This is a genomic window from Enterococcus sp. OL5 (assembly GCF_006491895.1).
Taxonomy (GTDB): Bacteria; Bacillota; Bacilli; order Lactobacillales; family Enterococcaceae; genus Enterococcus_D; species Enterococcus_D innesii.
The window spans coordinates 91,733-117,264 of sequence record NZ_VHIL01000001.1 but is presented as its reverse complement, the minus strand read 5'-3'; the positions used below and the strand labels follow the sequence as shown (position 1 = coordinate 117,264).

Below are 25,532 nucleotides of genomic sequence, written 5' to 3'. Positions count from 1 at the left end.
GGAGAAGACAAGCTATGATGTTAGATATTCAAGATTTACACAAAACCTTTGGCAGCAATCAAGTGCTAAAAGGGATCACCACGACGATTGATCAAGGAGAAGTCGTGGTGGTGATTGGGCCATCTGGGTCAGGAAAAAGTACGTTTTTACGCTGTTTAAACCTATTAGAAGTACCGACAAGCGGGAAGATTTTTTTTGAAGGAACCGATATTACCGATCCAAAAAATGATTTATATAAGATGCGGGAAAAAATGGGTATGGTTTTTCAAAATTTTAATCTTTTTCCGAATATGACGGTTTTAGAAAACATTACCTTGTCCCCGACGAAAGTCAAAAAGGTAGCAAAATCGGCAGCGGATCAGTTAGCAAAACAACTTCTGAATGATGTCGGTTTACCAGATAAAGCAAAAGCTTATCCTCAAAGTCTTTCTGGTGGACAAATGCAGCGGATCGCAATCGCACGTGCTTTGGCGATGGAACCGGATGTGATGCTCTTTGATGAACCGACTTCTGCGTTAGACCCTGAAATGGTTGGCGAAGTATTGTCCGTTATGCAGCGTTTGGCTCAGCAAGGAATGACGATGGTCATCGTCACTCATGAAATGGGCTTTGCGAAGGAAGTCGCGGATCGGATTTTATTTATGGATCAGGGAATCATTATGGAGGAAGGAACGCCAGAACAGATCTTTGATCATCCGAAAAATCCACGAACCATTGATTTTTTGAGTAAAGTATTGTAAACTGCGAGAAGTTCGCAGTTGTTAGTGATAAATTTGGACCTTTCCTAAGCATCCTTTCAGTAAAAGGATGCTTTTTTGACGGAAAAATGACTACATTGAAGAAGTGATAGAACAAACGGTTGTCTTGGCAGGTTCCTTTTTCAGTTCTTTTACAAGAAACCTGCAGAAACTGGCGCACTTGCTAGTATTCAAAAAGATTCTATTGTATAATTACAGGTTGAAGAGGTCTGATCTTGATAGAAACCATCTGCGTGATTTTATGCAGATCGGACTGTTTCTTTTTAAGGATCGACAATTTGGATCGTTGACGAGTCGCCGATTTTTAATATGCGAAGAAATCATGCAGCAAAGGAGATTTTATGTTTTCAAATTATAAACCGACTTGGATGGTCGATGCGATTTATAAAATTACGCCCAGCCAACTTAAGGCACAGGGAATCAAGGGGATTTTGACTGACCTTGACAATACCTTGATTGCTTGGAACAATCCTGATGGAACCGAAGAATTAAAAAACTGGTTATTGGAAATGAAAAACGCTGGCATACCGGTGATAGTGGTTTCTAACAACAATAGTGAACGAGTGGCACGGGCAGTTGCCCCCTTTGGCTTAAAGTACGTACACCGCGCACTAAAACCTTTTTCAAGAGGCATCAAACAAGGGTATCAGCAATTAGGTTTGAAAAAAGAAGAGGTCGTCATGATCGGCGATCAAATCATGACGGATGTACGAGGTGCCAATCGTGCCGGTGTTCGCAGTATTTTAGTGAAACCAGTGATCCCAACGGATTCTTGGAAAACCCAGTTTAATCGAGCGGCAGAAAGAAAAATCATGAACTATCTATTGAAACATAACCCAGAGTTAAAATGGCGTGGAGGAATTTAATATGACAGAAGGAATCGAAGAAATTCACTGTATCGGCTGCGGGGCATTGATTCAAACAACAAACCCTAACGAATTGGGGTACACCCCGCAATCTGCATTAGAAAAAGGAATTGAATCAGGAGAAGTCTATTGTCAACGTTGTTTCCGCTTGCGCCATTACAATGAGATTCAAGATGTTTCGCTGACAGACGATGATTTTCTGCGTTTACTGAATGAAATCGGAGAAAAAGATGCCTTGATCGTTAATGTCGTCGATATTTTTGATTTTAATGGTTCATTGATCCCAGGACTACACCGCTTTGTTGGGAATAATCCTGTCTTATTAGTGGGCAACAAGGTGGATATTTTACCGAAATCTTTGAAAAAATCGAAGATGACCCAGTGGATGAAGGAACGTGCCCATGAAGCTGGCTTAAGACCCGTCGATGTATTATTGACGAGCGCCAAGAAACCAGGTGAAACGGAAGCTTTACTGCAATCAATCGAAACGTATCGTGAAGGACGCGATGTGTATGTGGTTGGTGTGACAAATGTTGGGAAATCGACATTGATCAATCAAATCATCAAACAAACAGCGGGGATCAACGAATTGATCACGACTTCGCGTTTCCCAGGAACCACATTGGATAAAATCGAGATTCCCTTGGATGACGGACACTTCTTGATCGACACACCAGGAATCATTCATCGTCATCAAATGGCGCATTATTTAGGTAAAAAAGATCTAAAAATCGTGGCACCAGCCAAAGAGATCAAACCAAAGGTGTATCAGTTGAATCCAGAACAAACCTTGTTCTTAGGAGGACTTGCCCGGTTTGATTTCATTCAAGGAGAACGCAGTTCATTTATTGCTTATGTAGCAAATGATGTGGCGATCCATCGGACCAAATTAACGAAAGCCGATGAATTTTATGAGAAACATGTTGGTGGGCTGCTGCAGCCGCCACGAGCAGATGAAGTGGAGGATTTTCCTGAACTCGTCCGTTTTGAATTTTCAATCAAAGAAAAAACCGATATCGTTTTTGCTGGCCTTGGCTGGATCACGATCACCAAACCGTGTGTCATCGCCGGGTGGGCACCAAAGGGTGTCGATGTGCTTAGACGTAAAGCATTAGTATAAGGAAGAAGGAAGAGTATGGACTTACGAGGAAAACAAAAAAGATTTTTACGAAGTGAAGCGCACCATTTAAACCCGATTTTTCAAATCGGCAAAGGCGGCTTGAATGACGCAATGATGGCGCAAATTGAAGAAGCACTAGAAAAACGAGAATTGATCAAAGTCTCATTGCTCCAAAATACCGATGAGGTTGCTGACGAAGCAGCTGAAACGATCCGTGAGAAAGTCGGCTGTGAAGTGGTACAGATCATCGGACGAGTGATCGTTTTATTCAAACCGTCAAGCAAAGAAAAATACCAAACAATTTCAAGCAAAGTTCGTTCAATTTAGGAGGGAAAAGGCATGCAAGGACAAACATTTGGCAAGGTACAAACGGTTTTAGAAACACAAACACAAGAACTGGTACCGAAAAAGCAAGTGGGCATTCTTGGTGGAAATTTTAATCCAGTACACTACGCACATCTGGTCATGGGTGAGCAAGTAGGGCAAGCATTAGGGCTGGATAAAGTTTATTTCATGCCTGAGTATTTACCGCCTCATGTTGATGAGAAAAAGACGATCCCTGCTGAGCATCGTTTAGCGATGTTGGAGTTGGCGATTGCCGATAATCCGCGATTTGCTGTAGAGACCATTGAGTTGGAACGAAAAGGGAAGAGTTATACGGTTGATACGATGCGGGAATTGACAGCTAAGAATCCAGATACTAATTATTATTTTATCATTGGCGGGGATATGGTGAACTATTTACCAAAATGGCATCAAATCGATGAGCTGATGGAATTGGTAACGTTTGTGGGGGTTCGTCGTCCAGAAGTGCCGATCGATAGCCCATACCCGATTATTTGGATCGATATCCCGCTAATGGATGTCAGCTCAACGACAATTCGTAAAAAAGTACAACAAGGTTGTTCCGTTCGCTACTTATTGCCAGATAATGTGTTACACTATATTCAAGAAAAGGGGTTGTACTTGGATGAAGAGTGAACACTACACACAAGCAGAACGGGAACTTTTGATGCAAAAGGTCCAAATGCAGATGAGTCAAAAGCGCTTTGAGCATGTGTTAGGTGTCGAAAAACGGCCGTTGCCCTTGCGGAAAAATATGGCGCTTCACCGGTCAAAGCCAGCATCGCCGCCTTGACGCATGATTATGCGAAAGAACGCAGCGATGAAGAATTTCAATTAGTCATTCGTAGAGACGGATTCGACTTGGATCTCTTGAACTGGAACAATGCCATCTGGCATGGACTTGTCGGTGCTGATTTCGTTCAACGAGAATTAGAGATCGATGACGAAGAAATCTTACAAGCGATCCGTTTGCACACCACCGGAGCTGCTAAGATGAGCCTGTTAGATAAAATCATCTATGTGGCAGATTATATCGAACCCGGACGTACGTTTCCTGGAGTCGTTGAAGCCAGAGAGATCGCAATGATTGACTTAGATGCCGCTGTTGCTTACGAAACGAAACATACCTTGCTTCATTTGATCGAAACAGAAGCAGTTATTTACCCAAAAACGATCGAAACCTACAATTTTTGGGTAGCCAAATATAGGAGGGAATTACCATAGATAGTCAGAAAATATTAGAAATTGCTGTAAAAGCCGCCGATTCAAAACATGCCGAAGATATTATGGCATTAGATGTGCGGGAAATCTCTTTGCTAGCAGATTACTTTGTGATCTGTTCAGGAAATAGCGAACGTCAAATCAATGCGATCATTGATGAAGTCATCGATAAAGAAGAAGAAAATCAAGTATCTGTTCGTCGTGTCGAAGGAAAAGATGGTGGAAAATGGGTCTTGATCGACTTAGGTGACGTGATCGTTCACGTATTCAGTGCCTCAGAACGTGCTTTTTACAACCTAGAAAAATTATGGTCTGATGCGCCGCTTGTGGATCTTAATGAATGGGTCGTGGCGTAATGGCTTACGAAACCTTCGCATTTGTCTATGACGAAGTAATGGATTCCAGTCTCTATAAAAAGTGGCTGGATTTTTCTTGTCGTCATTTAGGAGAAAGAAAACAGCTGTTAGAATTGGCTTGTGGAACCGGTGCGTTAGCCGTTGAATTTGCCAAGGCTGGTTTTGATGTGACTGGGTTGGATCTTTCAGAAGAGATGCTGATGATCGCTAGTCAACGGGCTGAAAAAGAAGCGGCAATTGTGCAGTTTGTTGCGGGTGACATGCTGGATCTCGTAGATGTTGGCACCTATCAAGCAATTACCTGTTATTCTGACTCCCTTTGCTACATGGAAGACGAGCAGAGTGTGCAGCAAGTTTTTGATGGTGTTTACAGTTGTTTAGAAGAAGATGGCGTGTTTTTATTTGATGTGCATTCTTTATATCAAATCGATGAAGTCTTTCCTGATTATAGCTATCATTACCAAACCGATGAATTTGCCTTTCTTTGGGAAAGCTATCAAGGCGAAAAAGACCATAGCATTGAACACTTCTTGACCTTTTTTGTTGCACAAGAGAGTGGCTTGTTTGAACGCTTAGATGAGCTTCATCAAGAAAGAACCTATCCTCTCGAAAGCTATTTAAGAATGTTAGAAAATGCTGGTTTTGCTAATGTTGAATGCTACGCCGATTTTATCGATACGAAACCAAATGAAAAAAGCCGTCGCTGGTTTTTTGTCTGCCATAAGTAACCGTTATGTAAAACAGGAGGGATGTCGATGAAGGCTTGCGGACTAGTCGTAGAATATAATCCTTTTCACCATGGACACCAATACCACGTGGACAAAGCCCGGCAAGAAACCAACGCCGAGGTTATTGTAGCCGTGATGAGTGGAAATTTTTTACAGCGTGGTGAACCGGCAATCATCGATAAATGGCAGCGAGCCCAAGCGGCATTGCAAAATGGCGTCGATTTGGTCGTTGAACTGCCATCCGCTTGGGCCGTCCAGTCTGCTGATTTTTTTGCAGCGGGAGCGATTAAGATCTTACAAGATCTGCAATGTGACTCTTTGTGTTTTGGAACTGATGCGAAACAACCCTTTGACTATGCAAAGTTCGCTCAGTTTGAAAAAGAAAATCAGCGGATGATCGATGACGCATTCCAACGCATAGCTAGGCAAAATGCTACCTATAGTCAAAATATGAGTGCGGTCCTCAGTGAGCTTTATCCTAAGTACCATGTAGAAAAAGATCAGCCGAATCATCTGTTAGGTATGGCGTATGCACGGGAAGTGTTACATTATGAAAAACCAATGCGTTTGGTCCCCATCCAACGTGTTGCGGCGTCCTATCATTCAGAACAATTCAATCATCCCACGATCGCCAGTGCAACAGCCATTCGCCAAGCAATCAAACAAGGTGCAGCTGTTGCGGATTTTGTTCCTGAAGCCACACAAAATTTTCTTTCACAAGCAACAGTTGACTGGGAAGCCTTTTGGCCGTATCTTCAATACCAGATCATCTCTGCCCCAATCGAAAAATTAGCGGCTATTTACCAGATGGAAGAAGGATTAGAGTATCGACTAAAACAATATGTGACGGCGGCGGATTCTTTTGCAGATTTTATCAAGTTGTTAAAGACGAAACGTTATACCCAAACGCGGCTGCAGCGTCTTGCTTGTTATGTATTGTTCCAAGTGACAAAAGCTGAAATGAAGGAAGCCCAAGAACATTCCTTTATTCGGGTTTTAGGGTATACGAAGCAAGGGCAGCACTATTTAAAAGAGGTCAAAAAAGAGCTGACCCTGCCGCTGATTGCTAAGTTCGGTAAGCAAGAAGCACAGCGCTATGGCTTGTCATTGCGGATCGACCAGATCTATCAACAAGGGAATGCTCAAATCACAGAACAAAATTTTCGAAGAATTCCGCTTTTTATTGATAAATAAGTGAAAATTACTTCACAGAAAGCCATTTGACAAGTATAATGAATAAGGATTTTTAAAAACAAGAAAGCGAAGTGAAATCATGGGTCGTAAATGGGCAAATATCGTAGCGAAGAAAACTGCTAAAGATGCAAACAATAGCCGAGTTTATGCAAAATTTGGAATCGAAATCTACGCAGCAGCAAAATCGGGTGATCCTGATCCGCACGCGAACCAAAAATTACGCTTTGTTATCGAACGTGCGAAAACCTACAATGTGCCAAAACACATTATTGACCGTGCGATTGAAAAAGCCAAAGGTTCTGGCGATGAACAATACTCAGAACTTCGATATGAAGGATTTGGACCAAACGGATCTATGGTGATCGTCGACACGTTGACAAACAACGTCAATCGGACTGCAGCTGATGTTCGGGCCGCGTTTGGTAAAAACGGCGGAAACATGGGCGTTTCAGGTGCAGTTGCTTATATGTTTGATAACACAGCATTATTTGGCTTTGCCGGTGACGATGCGGATGAGATCTTAGAATACTTGATGGACAAAGAGATCGATGTTCGTGATGTTGTTGAAGAAGATGGACAAATCATCGTTCACGGTGAACCAAGTGACTTTCATGCCATCCAGGAAGCCTTGAAAGAAAAAGGTATCACTGAATTCTCAATTGCAGAAATGCAAATGATTCCTCAAAATGAAGTAACCTTGACGGGTGACGATCTAGAAAAATTCGAAAAAATGATCGATGTGTTAGAAGATCTTGAAGACGTACAAAACGTCTATCACAATGTGGCAGACGCCGAAGAATAAAACGCACTTGGCAGCCTAGAGGTAATCTGGCTGCCATTTTTTGGTGTTTTTTTTCAATGGGTTTTCCGCTGCTTAGCCAAGTGAAAAAACAAGAGAGCGAGAAGCACTTCTCTTGAAAATTCTTCCAGATTCATTATCTTTTCAGTTGGTTTCTAGGCATTTTATATGTTATGATTTACTACATAAGCAAACAACTCGTTAGGGGGGCAGACATGGAAGAAAAAATCGTTTTAGAGCCATTTAATCGAATCTTAAGTGGTTTTGAGAAGCTAGCAGAAGTGTCTGTATCGATTTCTGACTGTTCGGCCCTTTGCCGAAAATATAAAAAGTATGGGGTAGAGGGGTATCGTTTGGGCGATTATCGTGGTTCTTCCTACTTAAATCGTTATTTAAACGTCGTGGTTGATCGCGCACCATTATTGATTTATAAAGAGCGTTTTTTGATTCCATTAGTCTTTCGCATGTCGGAATACTCTGAACGACTTTTTATCGATGAGTACCGAATGGAAGGGTTCTTCTTGCTGTTGGATTGGCTTTTAGAGCACCGACCAGAAAAAGCAATTATTGATTATAAACGAACGCGTGCTTTGCCTCACAGAAAAGAATTTGTTATCGATAGTTCATATGTACTTTTTCGATTGACAGAAATTCTTGATGGGGCTGGCTTCCCTCTTAGTCGCTTTACGACGATTGAGGAATTCAGTCAATGGAATCGTACCCATCGCTTGATCGATAACGGCAGTATCGGCCGACATACAAAATTATTCGTTCCAGAAGATCCAGAACACGTTTCTGAGCTGCAAATGATTTTAACCATCGTCGGGATGCGTTATCCAGAAACCCGCTTGTTTATCGGCGAATTAAAAGGCTAAAAAACATCACTTTCGACTGTTTCTTCAAAAGAAACAAGCCGATCGTGATGTTTTTTTGTTAGTTTTTTAGTCAATCTTTGATGCTTCTTGGAACTGATAAGTGGCAGGATTGGCTTTTGCTAAAAGCGGCAATTCTTCGTTTGTAAGAATTGTCAACTGATGCATGGCCCGTGTCGCCATCGTATAGAAAATCAATTGGTCTTGTTCGGTCTCAAAAGCGGCCCCCAGCGTCCAGACAAAGACTTGGTCAAACTCTAGCCCTTTTGCTAAAAAGGCGGGGAAGATCATCACATTGCGTTTCATGAAGTCTTCTTCAGAAGTAATCAACTGCACTTGATCCTGCATTGTTTCTGCCAATTGATCATATAATTGTTGGCAATCCTTTGCGGTTTTACAAATGATCGCGGTGCGCCAACGCTGATTCTCAGCTGCGTCACGAATACTAGTTTCTAGGAAAGCCAGATTTTCAGTTGCAGTTCCTTTAGTAATTACTGGTACCGCCCCTTTACGAGCCGTCAATTCCACTTGATCACTGCCCACTAAAAATTGATTGGCGAAATCTGTGATTTCCTTAGTCGAACGATAGCTGGTTTTCAATTGATAACGTTTCACACTTTCGTGAGGGAATAATTCTGCTAATGCCCCGACGATCGTTTCATTGCCATACACTTTTTGATTCAAATCGCCGCAAAGGGTGATACCAGCCTTTGGATAAAGCTGACGCAGCAATGCCACTTGGGCAGGTGGGAAATCTTGCATTTCATCAATAAAGATAAACCGAGCTTTTTCTTCGACGTGAACAGGATAGAGCTGTTTAATCAGTAAGAAAAACAAAACGGCGTCTTCTTGTTTGATCTGTCTTTGGCGCATACCTTGACGAATGTCGGCAATACTTTGCTGCCAAGCCGCAGCCTCGATGCCAGTTTCCTTGACTGCAGCAGACTCAACCGATTGTAGAAAGTGTAAGTATTGTTTGGCTTGGTTGATAAACTGAAAGTTTTTCACTCCCCGCGTCAAGGAACGGAACTTCTTGCGGACGATTTGCTGTCTGAGCTTCTTCCGCAAACGGCGTTCGTTTTCTTCGCTGTATTCTTGATGAGGATCGTTGGCGAATACTTGTTGCAATTGTTCTTCGGTCGCTTCTTTGACCCAGTCTTTTTTGGCTTCATCTTTTTCCAAGCCGCCGATTTTTTTTAATAATTTCGTTTGAAGCAGTTGGGTTCTTTGGTAAATCGGCAGTTCATTATTGGTTTCTTGATACCAGCGGCGAATTTGTTCTTTTGTCAAATAGGTTTGCCCTTGGTTTTTTAGATCGCGGAACAAGGGACCAATCGGTGCGATGGAACGGACATAACGGTTGATTTTTTCCACCAAGAAAAGACTGCTTTTGATTTTTTCAATGGCGTCGTCGTCTCCGCTTAAAAAGGTTTCTTCTTGTTGGGTTTCTTTCGTCACTTCATAGCCAGTCAGAATCAATTGGATAAAGTGGTGGAAGGTTCTTGTGGGCACTTCACTTTCCCCTAAAGAAGGCAGGACCATGGAAATATAATCAGAAAACAAATGATTGGGTGAAAACAGCAAGACTTGTTTTTCATCCAGCCATTTGCGATTACGGTAAAGTAAAAAGGCGACCCGCTGCAACAAAGCAGAGGTTTTCCCACTTCCAGCAATCCCTTCGATCAGTAAGAATTTATTGGTGGTATCACGAATGATTTGGTTCTGCGCTTTTTGGATCGTTGAAACGATGTTACGCATTTGAGAAGAAGAGGCTTCATCCAAAATTTCCAACAAAAATTCGTCATTGATGATCTCCGAAGTATCGACCATCGACAAGATTTCACCATTTTGAATTTTAAATTGGCGTTTCAAAAGCAATTCTACCGTAAACCGATCAGTGTCTGTTTCGTAGAAGGTCTCACCAAGCTCTCCTTCATAGTAAAGATTGGCGATCGGTGCGCGCCAGTCAATGACGATCGTTTCTTCATCTTTGTCTCGCAATGAAGCGATCCCCAAATAGAGGGTCTCGGTCTCTTGTTCTTCTTTGAAATCGATTCGAGCAAAATACGGATTGCCCGCCATCGTTGTTAAGGTTTTGACGCGTTTTTCTTGCGATTCTGCGGTTTGGTATTTTATCAGCAATTCTTGTTCATGCTGCTGGTACTCGATAACTGATTCATAAAAGGCTTCACTGTCGCCCCCGCGAATTTTCTTATCGGCGATTTCTTTTAATTGATCATCCATTTTAGCGGCTAATTCTTGTTTTTGCTGCGAAAGGATCGCTTGTTCTCTGTGGATCAGAGCAATGGTTTCATTAACATGTTGTTGTTCTTTTTGACGTTCGTTCACGAAGGATCCTCCTTAAAAAAATTGCGACATAAAATTATAGCATATTTTCCCTGCGAATGTCGTGGAAAAAAAGAAACTATGCTAATATTTATAGAAAGAGCATAGTAATTCAAAAATTAGTCGAATTAGAGGTGGAAAGAGTGAGGGAAGAAGCAGAACTACTCCGACTGATCCAATCGGTGGGCGAAGGTGTTGGGGCACGTGCCATCGGTTTATCTGGTTCACGGACCGATCCGCAGGCGCCAAAAGATTTTTTGCAAGACTTTGATGTGGTTTATGTAATGGATGATATTCAGCCCTTGGTCGATGATCCTTCATGGTTAGAAGCCTTTGGACCGCTCATGATCAGGCAAACACCGGAAGCTAGCACCATCTATCCGCCCAGTCTGGGTGGTTGTTTTACGTACTTGATGCATTTTTTAGACGGAGTAAGAATCGATCTCATGCTTTGTCCTCTTGCACTGGTCGATCGGCTGGCTAACGAACCAGGCTTGCAGCCGCTGCTTGATCCAGACCAATTACTAAGTTTTACTAATCAAGCAAATCATTCGCATTACTGGATCAAGCGTCCGACCCAAGCCGCTTTTCGGGAACATTGCAACGAATTTTGGTGGGTAAGCACGTATGTCGTGAAAGGGCTGCTTCGAAAGCAGCTGATTTATGCTGCGGATCATTTATACACCATTTGTTGGCAAGAATTGTTATGGATTGAAGATTTGTTTGTTGCCCACACTCAGCAATTTCAGGTGAGTACTGGAAAAAATCATAAATACCTGCAGTCGTTTCTCACGGAAAAGGAGTGGCGGGAATTGACCTCATTGCTTGATTTTTCCACGATCACTGCTTGCGGTCAGTCACTTTTGAAGATGCAAAAACGTTTTGATGACCAAGCAAAGAAAATCAGCGAGAAATTGGGATTGGCTTATGATTGGCAAGAAGCTGAGAATGTCCAAACATATACGAAGTATTGGAGTGAAAAAAATTGGCAGATGAGTCCAGAGAACCAAAAATAAAAGACAGTCAGATTCAGGCTTTTTGGCAACGATTTTTAAAAGTAAACTCAAGAAACCAATCTGCTCTGACCTATGAAGATGCTTGGTCCTTTGGTGATACCCCACAAATGGCCGATGAACTGGCAGCACTGGTTTTAGCTGGCAAAAAGACGGCAACGACATCTGCCGCTGCGCTCTATGAAATCGAGCAAGAAGCATTGCCGCAATCAGGAACGTATAGTGTTCTTTTAGATGGTTCGGATGTCCCAAGAGCTGTTCTTTATTTAGAGTCAGTGTCGATCGTGCCTTTTGATGAGGTGACAGCAGCGTTCGCCTTTTTAGAAGGGGAAGGAGATCGCACTTTGGCTTATTGGCGCCGTGTTCATGAAGCTTTTTTTCGACGAGCTTATGCCTCAGCGGGTTTGTCTTTTCATGCTCAAATGCTGTGTGTTTGCGAGAAGTTTTCTGTTGTGTATCAAGAAGATGAAGGCCATGATTTTCAATGAAAAGCGCGACAATCGCTTTTGTCTTTTTGAAAAAGGTGTATAATCAAAAGCAAACAAAGGAGGAAATCGTATGCCATTTATCCATGTCGAACTAGTTGAAGGGCGTTCACAAGAACAACTGACGAATATGATGAAAGAAATCACTGAGGCAGTCCATAAAAATACGGGTGCCCCTAAGGAGCATATCCACGTTATCATCAATGAAATGAAGCAAGGAACCTATGCTGTGAATGGCGATTGGAAATAATTCTCTTGCTTTTTCTTGTAGGTAGTGGTTTAATTGAGCCATAATCGATCAATAAAAAAGACACCTGAATTTGAGAGTCTTCGATAAGAGAGGGAAATCTTGGCTGAAAATTTCCTAGAAGAAAACCAAAGGATGACCACTTTTTTAAGACCTCTGTCGAAACAGAGGCGGTTGAACCGTTATCTCATGAAGAGGAAAACAGACTTTTTCTGTTTTTAAACAATAGGTGGAACCACGAGTGATCGTCCTAGTATCGTAACCGATACTAGGACTTTTTTTATTGATTGAAATCATTCAAAGGAGGACATTCATATGTCATTATTTATTACATTTCCTGATGGCGCAAAAAAAGAATTTGCTGTTGGGGTAACAACCAAAGAGATTGCTGAAAGTATCTCGAAAAGTCTTGCAAAAAAAGCCTTAGCTGGAAAAGTCAATGGACAACTGATCGATCTTTCACGTCCGATCGAAGAAGATGCAACGATTGAGATCGTGACACCCGATCACGAAGACGCCTTAGGCTTACTTCGTCATTCGACAGCTCATTTAATGGCTCAAGCTATGCGCAGACTCTATCCATCGATCCATTTTGGGGTAGGACCTGCAATTGATTCTGGTTTTTACTATGACACAGATAATGGGGAAAACCCAGTAACTGCGGAAGATCTACCGGCAATCGAAGCAGAAATGATGAAGATCATCAAAGAAAATCTGCCAATCGAACGACGTGTATTAACAAAAGAAGAAGCGTTGGCCCTTTTTGCCGAAGATCCATACAAAGTAGAGTTGATCACTGAATTACCAGATGACGAAACGATTACTGCCTATCAGCAAGGTGAATTTGTCGATCTTTGCCGCGGTCCCCACGTCCCATCAACTGGCCGTATCCAAGTATACAAATTGTTATCAGTGGCAGGTGCTTACTGGCGTGGAAGCTCTGATAACCAGATGATGCAACGAGTATACGGAACAGCCTTTTTCGATAAAAAAGACTTGAAGGAATTTATCCGTTTACGGGAAGAAGCAAAAGAACGCGATCATCGTAAACTAGGGAAAGAATTAGAATTGTTTATGTTGTCTCCTGAAGTCGGCGCTGGTCTGCCTTTCTGGCTGCCAAAAGGAGCAACGATCCGTCGTACGATCGAACGTTATATCGTTGATAAAGAAGTTAGCCTTGGGTACCAACACGTATACACACCAATCATGGCAAACGTGGACTTATACAAAACATCAGGGCATTGGGATCATTACCACGAGGACATGTTCCCACCAATGGATATGGGTGATGGCGAAATGCTGGTTCTACGACCAATGAATTGCCCGCATCACATGATGGTTTACAAAAATGACATCCATTCGTATCGTGAACTACCAATTCGAATCGCTGAATTAGGGATGATGCATCGCTACGAAAAATCTGGCGCGCTATCAGGGTTGCAACGGGTTCGTGAAATGACCTTAAATGACGGTCATACATTCGTTCGTCCTGATCAAATCAAAGAAGAATTCAAACGGACACTGGATCTTATGGTGGGCGTTTACGAAGACTTTAATATTACTGACTATCGTTTCCGTTTAAGCTATCGCGATCCACAAAATAAAGACAAATATTTTGATGACGATGCGATGTGGGAAAATGCGCAAACAATGCTAAAAGCAGCCATGGATGAATTAGAATTGGATTATTTTGAAGCTGACGGTGAAGCAGCTTTCTACGGACCTAAACTAGATGTCCAAGTGAAAACAGCTTTAGGTATGGAAGAAACATTGTCAACGATCCAATTGGATTTCTTATTGCCAGAACGTTTTGATTTGACATACGTTGGTGAAGATGGCGAAAACAACCACCGTCCAGTGGTGATCCACCGCGGGATCGTTTCAACGATGGAACGTTTTGTGGCTTATTTGACAGAAGTCTATAAAGGCGCATTCCCAACTTGGTTGGCACCAATCCAAGCATCGATCATTCCGGTCTCAGTCGAAGCCCACAGCGACTATGCCTACGAAATCAAAGAACGTTTGCAAGCGCAAGGTCTGCGAGTGGAAGTAGATGATCGCAATGAAAAAATGGGGTACAAGATCCGTGCGTCGCAAACACAAAAAATTCCTTACCAAATCGTTGTTGGGGATCAAGAAGTCAATGACGCAACAGTCAATATCCGTCGCTATGGCAGCAAAGAAACTCAAGTGGAAGAGTTGAATCTTTTTGTTGATGCTATGGCTGCAGAAGTGAAAAATTATAGCCGCGCATAGTTTTTGTTACAAAGAAGATAATTGTCTTATAGTATATGCACCTGCTTTTTAGCAGGTGCTGTTTATCTATTTTTGTTCTATAAAAACTGTGGAAAATGCAGAAAATTTTGTTTTTGTGAATAAAATCATATATAATTAACAGGTAGCAACAAGGAGAAAAATAGAAGGGGTATGTGATGAACTATAATTATGGAGTAAGAAAAAAATCGGTTGTATCGGTCATTCTATTAACATTTATTACTTGTGGCATTTATACATTCTTTTGGATGTACCAAACAACCAAAGAACTAGCAGAGTACAGTGGGGACAATCGTCTTTCACCAGAGACGTCGATTTTATTAACGATCCTTACTTGTGGGTTGTATCAAATTTATTGGTGGTATCGAATCGCGGATATCTTTATGAGTGCGCAACAACGAGCGAAAATGCCTCGTTTGAGTGACAACAAAATTCTATTTGTTGTCTTAAGCCTCTTTAATTTTGATTTTATCAATATGGCGATTTTACAAGGAGACATGAACCAAATGTGGGAAGCAGCTGATCAAAATACTATGACATCATCTGATGCTTCAAATGATCCGTTTGATTCAGATGATTGGGTCGATTATTGATCTGTCCGTTTAAATGGATAACGGGGGTTCCTTGTCCAGGTTGTGGCATGACGCGCGCATATTTACATTTATTCCAAGGCGATCTTCAAGGCGCGCTACATTTTCATCCCTTGTTTTGGTTAGTGCCGATCGTATTCGGGATCGTTTTATTCAAAAAAAATCCGAAAATCGGCAAACTTTACCACAGTCAAAACCTGTGGGTGACATTGACACTTTTAGTACTAGTGGTTTATGGCGGTCGGCTCTGGCTTCATTTCCCACATGAAGCGCCCATGGACTTTGATCCAGAAAGTATTTTCCCACAACTACTACGTCGGATTGGTCAAGTGATTCACTAACATCCATTCACCCAAGCATTAAAAAACATTAAGAAAATGCTTTGTTTTTTTCTGAAAGCGAAGGGAACATGCGACAGTAGTTGAATCTTTATGAAAATTGTGTTATATTTACAATGTAATGATACTTAGAGTGAGTGAGCGGTTTTTTCGCTCACTCTTTTTAATGGAATGAAGTTCGTTTCGTTGAGAAATAAAGGAGGCGATGTTGTGAGTACAGTAGTGGAAACTGTTACAGATATAGTGACCCCTATTCTGGATGCGCAAAAATTTGAATTAGTTGAAGTAGAATTCGTGAAGGAAGGGAAAAATTGGTTTCTTCGTGTGTTCATCGATAAAGAAGGCGGAATCGATATCGAGGAATGTGCCTTTGTCAGTGAACAACTTAGTGAACAATTAGACCAATGCGATCCTGATCCTATTCCACAAGCCTATTTCTTGGAAGTTTCTTCCCCTGGCGCCGAGCGTCCATTGAAGAAAGAAGCAGATTATCAACGGGCAGTCGGCGAGTACATTCATGTTTCTTTATATCAACCGATTGATGGAGAAAAACAGTTCGAAGGCTTTTTACAGTCATTCGACGAAAATCAGCTAGTTATGAAGACCCGAATCAAAACCAGAGAAAAAGAACGAACGATCGACCGGAAAAATATTGCCAAAGCTCGTTTAGCCATTCAATTTTAAACACGGAGGAATGAAAGAATCATGAGTAAAGAAATGTTGAATGCATTGGATGCATTAGAAGCAGAGAAAGGCATTTCAAAAGAGATTGTCATCGATGCCTTGGAAGCGGCATTGGTTTCAGCGTACAAACGTCATTACGGGCAAGCACAAAATGTGGAAGTGGAATTTGATCAGAAAAAAGGCAACATCCACGTATATGCAGTCAAAGAAGTGACAGAAGAAGTCATGGACTCGCAACTAGAGGTTTCATTAAAAGAAGCGATGACAATCAACCCCGCTTATGAAATCGGCGACAAAATCCGCTTTGAAGTAACACCTAAAGACTTTGGTCGTATTGCGGCGCAAACGGCCAAACAAGTCATTTTGCAACGGGTCCGTGAAGCGGAAAGAAACATTATCTATAACGAATTTAGTGCTTATGAAAAAGACATTCTACAAGGAATCGTAGAGCGTCAAGACAATCGTTATATTTATGTGAACTTAGGTAAAATTGAAGCAGTGCTTTCAAAACAAGACCAAATGCCAAATGAGTTTTATCAACCCCATGATCGGATCAAAGTATTCGTTTCTCGTGTTGAAAATACGTCTAAAGGGCCTCAAGTATTTGTTAGCCGTAGCCATCCAGATTTGCTACGCCGATTATTTGAACAAGAAGTGCCAGAAGTATATGATGGTACTGTAGAGATCGTAAGTATCGCTCGTGAAGCAGGGGATCGTGCCAAAGTGGCTGTTCGTTCTTTTGATGCTAACGTTGATCCTGTCGGCACTTGTGTAGGTCCTAAAGGGCAACGGGTTCAAGCAATCGTCAATGAACTAAAAGGCGAAAACATGGACATCGTGGAATGGAATGAAGATCCAGCGATCTTCATTGCCAATGCATTGAATCCGGCGGAAGTTAGCGACGTTATTTTCGATGTTGATAATCCGAAGTCTTGTACCGTTGTCGTGCCTGATTACCAATTGTCATTGGCGATCGGTAAACGGGGACAAAATGCCCGCCTGGCAGCGAAATTGACTGGCTTCAAAATCGATATCAAATCAGAAACAGATATGGAAGAGTTTTATGCGAAGTTGGATGAAGGCGACTATATCGATGAGTATGATGCAAATGCTTCAGAAGCTGCTGAAGAAATCAGCACAGAAGCAACGGAATCTACAGAAACGCTCGATGAAGCAATCCTTTCATCAGACATGACTGCAGATGATTACGAAAATGTTGAGTTTGACGAGAAATAGTTGAGGTGAGATCGTGATGAAAAAACGAAAAATTCCTTTACGAAAATCAGTGATTTCAGGTGAAATGTTGCCTAAGAAAGAAATGCTTCGTATCACTCGTTCAAAAGAAGGCGTTGTTTCTATTGATCCAACCGGAAAAATGCCTGGTCGTGGTGCCTATATAGCGATCGAACCGGCTGAAGCCCAGAAAGCTTGGGATAAACGTATTTTAGATCGAGTGTTGGAAACGAAATTGACAGATGAATTTTACCAAGAACTATTGGACTATGTAACGCACCAAAAAGCGCGAAAAGAGTTATTTGCAAATGAATAAAACCAAAGCATTAAATATGTTAGGACTAGCCATGCGTGCTGGGAAATTAGTGACTGGTGAAGAAATGACCTTAAAAGAGATTCGCAATGAGAAAGCTGCTTTGGTCATTGTCGCCAGTGATGCTGGTAAAAATACACAAAAGAAAATTAAGGACAAAAGTTCTTATTACGAAATTCCGCTCCTAGATGCATTTTCTGCTGATGAAATCAGTGCGGCCATTGGGAAACCAAGAATGGTCATTGGCATCTTAGATCAAGGATTTGCAAGGAAGGTGCAGGAATTAATATTAGGTTAGGAAGGTGATTGCATGGGGAAAAAAAGAATTTATGAACTTGCAAAAGAATGGAACAAATCGAGCAAAGAGGTTGTCGAAAAAGCACAATCTTTAGGCTTTGATGTCAAAAATCATATGGGCGCGATCTCAGATGGAGAGGCGCAGAAATTGCAGCAGTCGTTAGGCGGCAATCCAAATGGTAAAACATCTGCAAACTCAAATCCCGCAAATCAGAAACCAGCCAACCAGCCGGAAAAACAAGAACAAAAGAAATTTAAAACGCAAAGAAATAATCCTAACTTCCAAAACCGTCATAACAATCAAAGTCAACAGCGAACTGCGCAAAGTAATAACCGTCCTGCTGGTCAAGGACAAGTAGATCGCACGAACAGTCAAGGAAGTAACAGACCAAATAACCAAGGAAGTCATAATCGAGTGAATAACCAAGAGAATCGTAACAATCAAGGGCAACAAAATCGCCCAACAAACCAAGGACAACAAAACCGTCCGAACAATCAAGGGCAGCAAAACCGTCCGGCCGCTCAATCTGCAGGAAATACGCAAGGGGCAGACCGTAACAATAACCGTACGCAAGGATCGAATGATTCCCGTGGAGGAAATCAAAACCGCGGCAAGTCAAATTACGGTGGACGCAATAACAATTTCAACAATAACAATCGCAACAAATTTAACAAAAAAGGCAAAAAAGGCCGTCAGCAGACGGAAAAGAAACCGCCAGTTCCAGCACGTAAATTCCGTGAGTTACCAGAAGTATTGGAATACACAGAAGGCATGAACGTAGCGGATATCGCGAAAAAAATCTACCGTGAACCAGCTGAAATCATCAAGAAACTCTTTATGATGGGGGTTATGGTCAATCAAAACCAACCTTTAGATAAAGATACGATTGAACTGCTTGCTACTGATTACGGAATTGAACCACAAGAAAAAGTCCAAGTGGATATCGCAGACATCGATAAATTCTTTGAAGAAGAAGAACAAGTCGAAGAGAACTTGGTGTCACGACCACCTGTTGTGACGATCATGGGACACGTTGACCATGGGAAGACAACCTTGCTTGATACTTTACGCCATTCACGAGTGACGAGTGGTGAAGCTGGAGGAATCACCCAGCATATTGGGGCTTACCAAATCGACATCAATGGCAAACCAATCACTTTCTTAGATACTCCTGGACACGCGGCCTTTACCAGTATGCGTGCACGGGGAGCAAGTATCACCGATATCACGATTTTAGTTGTCGCAGCTGATGATGGTGTGATGCCACAGACGGTGGAAGCAATCAACCATGCGAAAGCAGCAAAAGTGCCGATCATCGTTGCAGTAAACAAAATCGATAAGCCAGGTGCCAACCCACAACACGTGATGCAAGAATTAAGTGAACATGAGTTGATCCCAGAAGCCTGGGGTGGCGATACGATCTTCGTTGAAATCTCAGCGAAATTTGGGCAAAACATTGAAGAATTGCTTGAAATGATTCTTTTAGTAGCAGAAGTGGAAGATTTGAAAGCTGATCCTACCCAACGGGCAATCGGTACCGTCATTGAAGCACGCCTTGATAAAGGAAAAGGACCTGTGGCTACCCTATTGGTTCAACAAGGAACGCTTCATGTAGGTGATCCAATCGTTGTAGGGAATACCTTCGGTCGTGTTCGGGTAATGACGAATGACTTAGGTCGTCGTGATAAAACAGCAGGACCTGCTACACCTGTCGAAATCACAGGATTGAACGATGTCCCTCAAGCAGGTGATCGTTTCGTTACTTTTGAAGACGAGAAAACAGCTCGGGCAGCAGGGGAAGAACGGGCAAAACGTGCTTTAATGGAGCAACGCGCATCAAGTAGTCGTGTGACATTAGATAACTTGTTTGAAAGTCTAAAAGAAGGCGAACTGAAAGAAGTAAATGTCATCATCAAAGCAGACGTACAGGGTTCAGCTGAAGCATTAGCTGCGTCATTGAAGAAAATCGATGTGGAAGGTGTGCGAGTAAACATCGTCCATTCAGCCGTTGGCGCCATCAATGAAAGTGATGTAACGCTAGCAGCGGCAAGCAATGCCATCATCATCGGATTTAACGTCCGTCCAACACCGCAAGCCAAACAGCAAGCGGAAGCGGAAAAAGTCGATATTCGTTTGCATCGCATCATCTACAAAGCGATCGAAGAAATCGAAACTGCGATGAAAGGGATGCTTGATCCTGAATTCGAAGAAAAAATCACTGGTCAAATGATCGTTCGTGAAACATACAAAGTTTCTAAAGTGGGTACGATTGCTGGTTGCTATGTGACGGAAGGCAGCATTCGTCGTGACAGTGGCGTCCGCGTGATCCGCGACGGTATCGTTATCTATGAAGGCAAACTTGCCAGCTTGAAACGCTTCAAAGACGATGTCAAAGAAGTGAAGCTAGGGTTTGAATGTGGCGCGATGATCGAGAAATTCAACGATCTTAAAGTTGATGACGTGATCGAAGGCTATGTGATGGAAGAAGTACCAACAAAATAACGGAATGACAACTATACAAGGAGGCTTTTTGAATGGCTAATTATCGAGATCGCCGAGTGGCACAAGAAATCTTAAAAGAAGTCAATCAAATTCTTCGTAAAAAAGTTCGTGATCCTCGCGTGCAAGATGTGACGATCACAGATGTACGAGTAACTGGAGATTTGCAGCAAGCAACGATCTTTTACAGCACCTTGACGGACTTGGCTTCAGATAAGCAAAAAGCCCAAGCAGGACTGGAAAAAGCAACTGGGTTGGTTCGTCGTGAACTAGGCCAAGCGCTAACGCTCTACAAAGTTCCAGAAATCCAATTCGAGTTGGATGAATCTGTACAATACGGGAATAAAATTGATGAAATGATTCGCGCATTGCACTCAGAAGAATAAAAAAAAGAACAGCTTCCAGTCGAAGCTGTTCTTTTTTATTTGGAAAAAGCATCAGGAATTCATCAGTAAAGTAACCAGTCCAGCAACACCTGCCCCTAAGAGCCAACCACCGATCACATCTGTTAAAAAGTGGATCCCTAAGTAGACTCTGCTAAAGCCAATCATAAAGCTAAGCAAAATTGCCAGTAAGGTCATCGGGATGACAGCTGAGGGAACCAATTGTCCAAGATTCAAGGCGATCGTTCCATACATGGCAGCGGATGTGGCAGCATGAGCACTAGGAAAGCTGTGATCTTTTTCTTCAACTAAACGATGATCAATAGGACGATCTCGTCGGACGATTCGTTTGATCAAGTAAGCAGCTGCTGATACTATGAAGATACTGACTGCTGTTTTTGGTGCAAGATCCGCCCGCGATGATGGAAAGGCAAACAACAGTAAAGCAATCGCAACTGTCGGAAAGGCTTTTCCTAAATTGGTAAAAAAGTGCATCATGCGCGTCAAAGAGGGCGTACGGCTTTGGATGATCTGCAAAGCAAACGCTTCTTCCCAACGCTGCATCGTGCCGAGCTGAATCATGATCAAAAAAATGGCAAATCCAATAAATGACCCTATCGTTAAAACAACCATTTTAGGACCTCCTTATATGCTTAGTTTATCATGTAATGAGAAGGTGCGAAAAGGATTTTGTCGTGCAATGAATTTTTTTTATATGTTATAATAAGCAAGTTGAAGTGAAATGGAGGAATACGATGGACGGGATTTTACCATTATGGAAAGAGCGTGGACAAACAAGTCACGACTGCGTGTTTAAATTACGAAAAATATTAAAGACAAAAAAAATCGGACACAGCGGCACACTAGATCCTGACGTGGATGGTGTCTTGCCCATTTGTATCGGAAAAGGAACGAAGATCGTCGAATACTTGGTTGATTCTGGAAAAGTCTACACCGGGGAAATCACTTTGGGCTTCAGTACCACTACAGAAGATCGGTCGGGGGATATCGTTGAACAACAAGCACTAACTCGTCCTTTTACGAAGGAAGAGATCGATCAGGCAATGAAACAGTTGACGGGGACGATTACCCAGATCCCCCCGATGTATTCGGCGGTCAAAGTCAATGGCAAACGACTTTACGAATATGCCCGCAACAATGAAACTGTCGAGCGGCCACAACGCAAAGCCGAAATTTATTCCTTTGAACGAATTTCAGAGCCGGTTACTCATGAGGACAATACGCAAAGCTGGCGTTTTGAAGTTTCTTGTGGAAAAGGGACTTATGTTCGCACATTAGCGGTCGACACAGGGAAATTGCTGGGCGTACCCGCGCATATGTCTGATTTGACTCGCCTAAAAAGCGGTGGTTTTTCTAAAGAACAATCTTACACGATTGCAGAGGTTCAAAAGGCAGTCGATGAACAACGTGTTTCGGAACTACTACTACCTTTAGAATACGGGGTATCGGAGTTTGTTCAAGTGACGATCGATGCGGACCTCTGGCAGAAAGTAAAAAATGGCATGCGTTTGCCGTTTCGTGCATTTGGATTACAAGAGCACCCAGAAGAGTTAGTGGCGATTTTCTATCAAGAACAATTAATTAGTATTTATAAAGCTCATGACAAATACCACGATATGATGAAACCGGTAAAAGTCATCCGTACAGAAATAGGAGAATGAACATGGAAATCATTGAAATGAGACACCCTTATGATCACGCAACGATTCCTGAAGAGGAGATCGTCTTAGTTTTAGGCTTTTTCGATGGCGTGCATCTAGGCCATCAGAAAGTCATTGAAACAGGGCGCAAGATTGCAGAGGAAAAAGGGTTAAAATTGGCGTTGATGACCTTTAATCAACATCCCTCGATCGTGTTTCAAAAAGTCGATCCTGAAAAAATGCAATACCTGACCAGTTTGGCTCAAAAGGAAGCGCATATGGAACAACTTGGGGTAGACATTCTTTATATCATTGAATTTACTTCTGCTTTTGCAAATTTGGCACCGCAAGTATTTGTAGATGAATACATGGTCGGACTGCATGCAAAAGTTGTTGTTGCAGGTTTTGACTATACCTATGGCAAGAAGGAAATTGCCAACATGGCGCTGTTGCCAACCTATGCAGAAGGACGTTTTGAAGTTGTGACTGTCGCGCAAGAATCGTTTGATGAAGAAAAGGTTAGCTCCACACGCATTCGCTCTGCGCTACAAAATGGCGATATGGCGCAAGTCAATCGCTTGTTAGGGTATATTTATGAATTTGAAGGAACCGTCGTTCACGGTGATGCTAGAGGACGAGAACTTGGGTTTCCAACCGCGAATATCAAAGTGAAGAGCACTGTTCGGTTGCCAAAAGAAGGTGTCTATGTGACGGAAATCAAAGTCGGTGACAAGTGGTATCCATCGATGGGATCGATTGGTCACAATGACACCTTTGGTCAAGGGCGCCAGTTAACAGTTGAAATCTATATTCTCGATTTTCACCAAGATATCTATGGGGAAACTGTGGCAATCCGCTGGCATCATTTCTTGCGTGATCAAGTGGCTTTCAATGGTGCGCAAGCATTGATCGAACAATTAAAGCAAGACGAACGAGACACTGAAGCTTATTTTGATGGCCTTTAAGAAGAAAACTAATCATTCGTAGTGAAAAGAAGCGCTTCTGGCTTCTTTTCACTTTTTCTTTTTCTCTCTTTTTATAACGTAGTTTATTTGAATTCTAATGCTTTCCCCATGAGGAAAAAACGTTTTTCGATATACTAAAAAATAGGCTAAAATGATAATTTATGCAGTACGCTGCAAAGGGAAAGGGAGAGAAAAAGTGACAATTGGAAAAAAAGTAAAAAAGGGGAAAGAAAAGAAAGATTTAACCAAAATGAAAACGCCGCATACGTATGTCATCATCTTTGGGGTTGTGCTGTTGGCATGGTTGCTGACTTTCTTAGTTCCCGCTGGGAAATTTAGTACACAAGAAATCGAGTATACCGATGCAAATGGGGAAATCAGTACCAGAACGGTCTTAATGCAAGATTCGTTTCGTTATGCCTACCCGTTAGATAACGAATACGTCTATCAACAGTTGAATCAATTGGAAGACGATCCACAAGAGCTGGAAGAATTAGATGTCGATCCTGAGGCTTTAGCAGCTGTTCTGGCTGAAGGTCCTAAAGAGATATCCCAGAGTCAATTAGATGAGGTGGGACTAACCGATGATACGCTTTACAGTCTTTACGGGGAAAAAATTTATGATACTTCTGAAAAACTGCATAAAACAGCCAAGGTTTGGGGAACTGATGACTTTAACGGTTTCGGCTTTTTAAATTTTGTTTTTGAAGGGTTGGTTTCTGGCGACAAATACGGCTCAGCAGTAGGGATTGCAGCGCTGATCTTAGTGGTCGGGGGTGCATTTGGTATTATCATGCAAACCGGAGCGATCGATGCAGGGATCTTTGCGTTTATCAGCAAAACCCGTGGATTAGAACGTTTGGCATTGCCGTTATTGTTCTTTGCTTTTTCATTTGGGGGTGCTACTTTTGGGATGGCAGAAGAAGTCATTCCGTTTTCGATGGTCATGGTGCCTTTCGTGATCGCATTAGGGTATGACTCGATCGTAGCGGTCACTGTCACCTATGTCGCCTCCCAGATTGGGAATGCCACCTCGTGGATGAGTCCATTTAGTGTGGCAGTGGCTCAAGGGATCGCAGGTATTCCGGTTCTTTCAGGGGCAACGTTCCGAATCATCATGTGGGTCGTGGTTACCGCATTATCTGCAGCATACCTCATGATCTATGCCGAAAGAATCCGCAAGAATCCGGAGAAGTCACTAACCTATCAATCGGATGCATATTTTAGAAATCATCTTGAGAAAACCTCTAGTGAGCAAAAACCCTTTCTATTAGGTCATAAATTGATCTTGGTTGAAATGCTAGCAGTCTTGATCTGGATCGTTTGGGGTGTGACACAAAAAGGCTATTATATTCCTGAGATTGCTTCCCAATTCTTTGTTATGGGCTTAGGGGCAGGAATCATAGCAGTTCTCTTCAAATTAGAAAATATGGGCTTGAATGACGTGGCGAGTGCTTTTCAATCAGGTGCCTCAGAATTGGCAGGAACTGCAATCGTTGTAGGGATGGCCAAAGGGATTCTTCTGGTTCTCGGCGGTTCTGATGCCAACGTGCCGTCAGCGTTGAATACGATTTTGCATAGCATCGGCGGTTTGTTAAGCAATGTTCCAGCATTTATTGGGGCTTGGTTCATGTACATTTTCCAAAGTTTCTTCAATTTGATCGTGACTTCAAATTCAGGTCAGGCTGCATTAACCATGCCGATCATGGCACCGTTAGCCGATCTTTTGGGTGTATCTAGACAGATCGCTGTCTTGGCTTACCAATTGGGCTCAGGCTTTATGGATGCCTTCACGCCAGTATCAGCAAGTCTAATCGGTGTCCTGGGTGTCGCAAGAATCGAATGGGTGAAATGGGCGAAATTCCAGATCAAAATGCAAGGGTTCTTATTTGTATTAGGAACGATCTTCATCTTTATTGCGGTCGCAATCGGCTTGCAATAAGA

The 25,532-nt window shown here is 42.3% G+C and carries 27 protein-coding genes and 1 pseudogene; 26 read left to right on the top strand and 2 right to left on the bottom strand.

The genetic code is table 11. The features are described from left to right. The first annotated feature begins 14 nt into the window (after positions 1-14). The 11 genes and pseudogenes from FJU10_RS00535 to FJU10_RS00480 all read left to right on the top strand — a co-directional run bounded on the left by FJU10_RS00535 (position 15) and on the right by FJU10_RS00480 (position 8,262). On the top strand, positions 15-740 hold the full coding sequence (locus tag FJU10_RS00535; protein ID WP_005225901.1) for an amino acid ABC transporter ATP-binding protein: 726 nt from the start codon (positions 15-17) through the stop codon (positions 738-740). A gap of 359 nt (positions 741-1,099) precedes the next feature. Further along, complete coding sequence (locus FJU10_RS00525; RefSeq protein ID WP_008378174.1) at positions 1,100-1,624, top strand: YqeG family HAD IIIA-type phosphatase; 525 nt, start codon at positions 1,100-1,102, stop codon at positions 1,622-1,624. A 1-nt stretch (position 1,625) separates the two neighbouring features. Further along, positions 1,626-2,744 carry a ribosome biogenesis GTPase YqeH gene (gene yqeH, locus FJU10_RS00520; protein WP_140964855.1) on the top strand — a complete coding sequence of 373 codons (1,119 nt, stop codon included), beginning with the start codon at positions 1,626-1,628 and terminating at the stop codon, positions 2,742-2,744. 15 nt (positions 2,745-2,759) lie between these two features. After that, the gene (gene yhbY, locus FJU10_RS00515; RefSeq protein WP_005225905.1) at positions 2,760-3,071 is read left to right on the top strand and encodes a ribosome assembly RNA-binding protein YhbY; all 312 of its coding nucleotides are present in this window, start codon (positions 2,760-2,762) and stop codon (positions 3,069-3,071) included. A 12-nt stretch (positions 3,072-3,083) separates the two neighbouring features. Continuing rightward, a complete protein-coding gene (locus tag FJU10_RS00510; protein WP_005225906.1) occupies positions 3,084-3,725 on the top strand; it encodes a nicotinate-nucleotide adenylyltransferase in 642 nt (213 codons plus the stop codon). After that, positions 3,715-4,313 (top strand): annotated as a pseudogene (gene yqeK / locus FJU10_RS00505) (bis(5'-nucleosyl)-tetraphosphatase (symmetrical) YqeK). Before FJU10_RS00510 ends, yqeK begins: the two are co-directional and overlap by 11 nt. 11 nt (positions 4,314-4,324) lie before the next feature. Next, positions 4,325-4,666, top strand: a complete 342-nt coding sequence (gene rsfS, locus FJU10_RS00500) for a ribosome silencing factor (protein WP_034695537.1) — start codon at positions 4,325-4,327, stop codon at positions 4,664-4,666. After that, the gene (locus FJU10_RS00495) at positions 4,666-5,394 is read left to right on the top strand and encodes a class I SAM-dependent DNA methyltransferase (RefSeq protein ID WP_140965084.1); all 729 of its coding nucleotides are present in this window, start codon (positions 4,666-4,668) and stop codon (positions 5,392-5,394) included. Before rsfS ends, FJU10_RS00495 begins: the two co-directional genes overlap by 1 nt. Before the next feature lie 27 nt (positions 5,395-5,421). Beyond that, on the top strand, positions 5,422-6,588 hold the full coding sequence (locus FJU10_RS00490) for a nucleotidyltransferase (protein WP_140964853.1): 1,167 nt from the start codon (positions 5,422-5,424) through the stop codon (positions 6,586-6,588). A gap of 79 nt (positions 6,589-6,667) precedes the next feature. Continuing rightward, on the top strand, positions 6,668-7,390 hold the full coding sequence (locus FJU10_RS00485; protein ID WP_005225911.1) for a YebC/PmpR family DNA-binding transcriptional regulator: 723 nt from the start codon (positions 6,668-6,670) through the stop codon (positions 7,388-7,390). A 212-nt stretch (positions 7,391-7,602) separates the two neighbouring features. Continuing rightward, complete coding sequence (locus FJU10_RS00480; RefSeq protein WP_077454441.1) at positions 7,603-8,262, top strand: hypothetical protein; 660 nt, start codon at positions 7,603-7,605, stop codon at positions 8,260-8,262. Between the two features lie 66 nt (positions 8,263-8,328). Here FJU10_RS00480 and helD read toward each other — a convergent pair whose 3' ends face one another. Continuing rightward, the gene (helD, locus tag FJU10_RS00475) at positions 8,329-10,608 is read right to left on the bottom strand and encodes an RNA polymerase recycling motor HelD (protein ID WP_140964852.1); all 2,280 of its coding nucleotides are present in this window, start codon (positions 10,606-10,608) and stop codon (positions 8,329-8,331) included. 140 nt (positions 10,609-10,748) lie between these two features. Here helD and FJU10_RS00470 point away from each other — a divergent pair, with 140 nt between their 5' ends. The 12 genes from FJU10_RS00470 to rbfA all read left to right on the top strand — a co-directional run bounded on the left by FJU10_RS00470 (position 10,749) and on the right by rbfA (position 20,965). Next, complete coding sequence (locus FJU10_RS00470; RefSeq protein WP_140964850.1) at positions 10,749-11,621, top strand: aminoglycoside 6-adenylyltransferase; 873 nt, start codon at positions 10,749-10,751, stop codon at positions 11,619-11,621. Continuing rightward, complete coding sequence (locus FJU10_RS00465) at positions 11,591-12,106, top strand: ASCH domain-containing protein (protein WP_140964848.1); 516 nt, start codon at positions 11,591-11,593, stop codon at positions 12,104-12,106. The genes FJU10_RS00470 and FJU10_RS00465 overlap by 31 nt, the downstream gene beginning before the upstream one ends. Positions 12,107-12,176: 70 nt before the next feature. Beyond that, positions 12,177-12,353 (top strand): 2-hydroxymuconate tautomerase, encoded by a 177-nt coding sequence (locus FJU10_RS00460; protein ID WP_005225916.1) that lies wholly within the window; start codon positions 12,177-12,179, stop codon positions 12,351-12,353. A 312-nt stretch (positions 12,354-12,665) separates the two neighbouring features. Continuing rightward, positions 12,666-14,606 (top strand): threonine--tRNA ligase, encoded by a 1,941-nt coding sequence (gene thrS, locus FJU10_RS00450; RefSeq protein WP_005235617.1) that lies wholly within the window; start codon positions 12,666-12,668, stop codon positions 14,604-14,606. Positions 14,607-14,782: 176 nt separating this feature from the next. Next, a complete protein-coding gene (locus FJU10_RS00445) occupies positions 14,783-15,217 on the top strand; it encodes a DUF4234 domain-containing protein (protein ID WP_086292276.1) in 435 nt (144 codons plus the stop codon). After that, complete coding sequence (locus FJU10_RS00440; RefSeq protein WP_170920140.1) at positions 15,217-15,555, top strand: DUF2752 domain-containing protein; 339 nt, start codon at positions 15,217-15,219, stop codon at positions 15,553-15,555. The genes FJU10_RS00445 and FJU10_RS00440 overlap by 1 nt, the downstream gene beginning before the upstream one ends. 207 nt (positions 15,556-15,762) lie before the next feature. Then, positions 15,763-16,236, top strand: a complete 474-nt coding sequence (gene rimP, locus FJU10_RS00435; RefSeq protein WP_077454435.1) for a ribosome maturation factor RimP — start codon at positions 15,763-15,765, stop codon at positions 16,234-16,236. Between the two features lie 21 nt (positions 16,237-16,257). Next, the gene (gene nusA / locus FJU10_RS00430) at positions 16,258-17,472 is read left to right on the top strand and encodes a transcription termination factor NusA (RefSeq protein ID WP_077454434.1); all 1,215 of its coding nucleotides are present in this window, start codon (positions 16,258-16,260) and stop codon (positions 17,470-17,472) included. A gap of 16 nt (positions 17,473-17,488) precedes the next feature. Then, entirely contained in the window at positions 17,489-17,785 is a 297-nt protein-coding gene (gene rnpM, locus FJU10_RS00425; RefSeq protein ID WP_005225922.1) for an RNase P modulator RnpM, read from the top strand. Continuing rightward, positions 17,778-18,080, top strand: coding sequence for a YlxQ-related RNA-binding protein (locus FJU10_RS00420; RefSeq protein WP_015509584.1), 303 nt, complete (start codon positions 17,778-17,780; stop codon positions 18,078-18,080). Before rnpM ends, FJU10_RS00420 begins: the two co-directional genes overlap by 8 nt. A 12-nt stretch (positions 18,081-18,092) precedes the next feature. Further along, positions 18,093-20,582, top strand: a complete 2,490-nt coding sequence (infB, locus tag FJU10_RS00415; RefSeq protein ID WP_140964846.1) for a translation initiation factor IF-2 — start codon at positions 18,093-18,095, stop codon at positions 20,580-20,582. A 32-nt stretch (positions 20,583-20,614) separates the two neighbouring features. Beyond that, entirely contained in the window at positions 20,615-20,965 is a 351-nt protein-coding gene (rbfA, locus tag FJU10_RS00410) for a 30S ribosome-binding factor RbfA (RefSeq protein ID WP_005225925.1), read from the top strand. 51 nt (positions 20,966-21,016) lie between these two features. On the opposite strand, the gene FJU10_RS00405 is transcribed toward rbfA, so the two are convergent. Continuing rightward, a complete protein-coding gene (locus FJU10_RS00405; RefSeq protein ID WP_015509588.1) occupies positions 21,017-21,595 on the bottom strand; it encodes a phosphatase PAP2 family protein in 579 nt (192 codons plus the stop codon). A gap of 122 nt (positions 21,596-21,717) precedes the next feature. Between FJU10_RS00405 and truB the strand changes: the two genes are divergently transcribed. From truB to yfcC, 3 genes are all read left to right on the top strand, one after another. Further along, positions 21,718-22,644: a tRNA pseudouridine(55) synthase TruB gene (gene truB / locus FJU10_RS00400; RefSeq protein ID WP_140964845.1), complete on the top strand. Its 927-nt coding sequence runs from the start codon at positions 21,718-21,720 to the stop codon at positions 22,642-22,644. 2 nt (positions 22,645-22,646) lie between these two features. After that, positions 22,647-23,588, top strand: coding sequence for a riboflavin biosynthesis protein RibF (gene ribF, locus FJU10_RS00395; RefSeq protein ID WP_189372195.1), 942 nt, complete (start codon positions 22,647-22,649; stop codon positions 23,586-23,588). Between the two features lie 250 nt (positions 23,589-23,838). Further along, positions 23,839-25,530: a putative basic amino acid antiporter YfcC gene (gene yfcC, locus FJU10_RS00390; RefSeq protein ID WP_189372211.1), complete on the top strand. Its 1,692-nt coding sequence runs from the start codon at positions 23,839-23,841 to the stop codon at positions 25,528-25,530. Positions 25,531-25,532 lie beyond the last annotated feature (2 nt).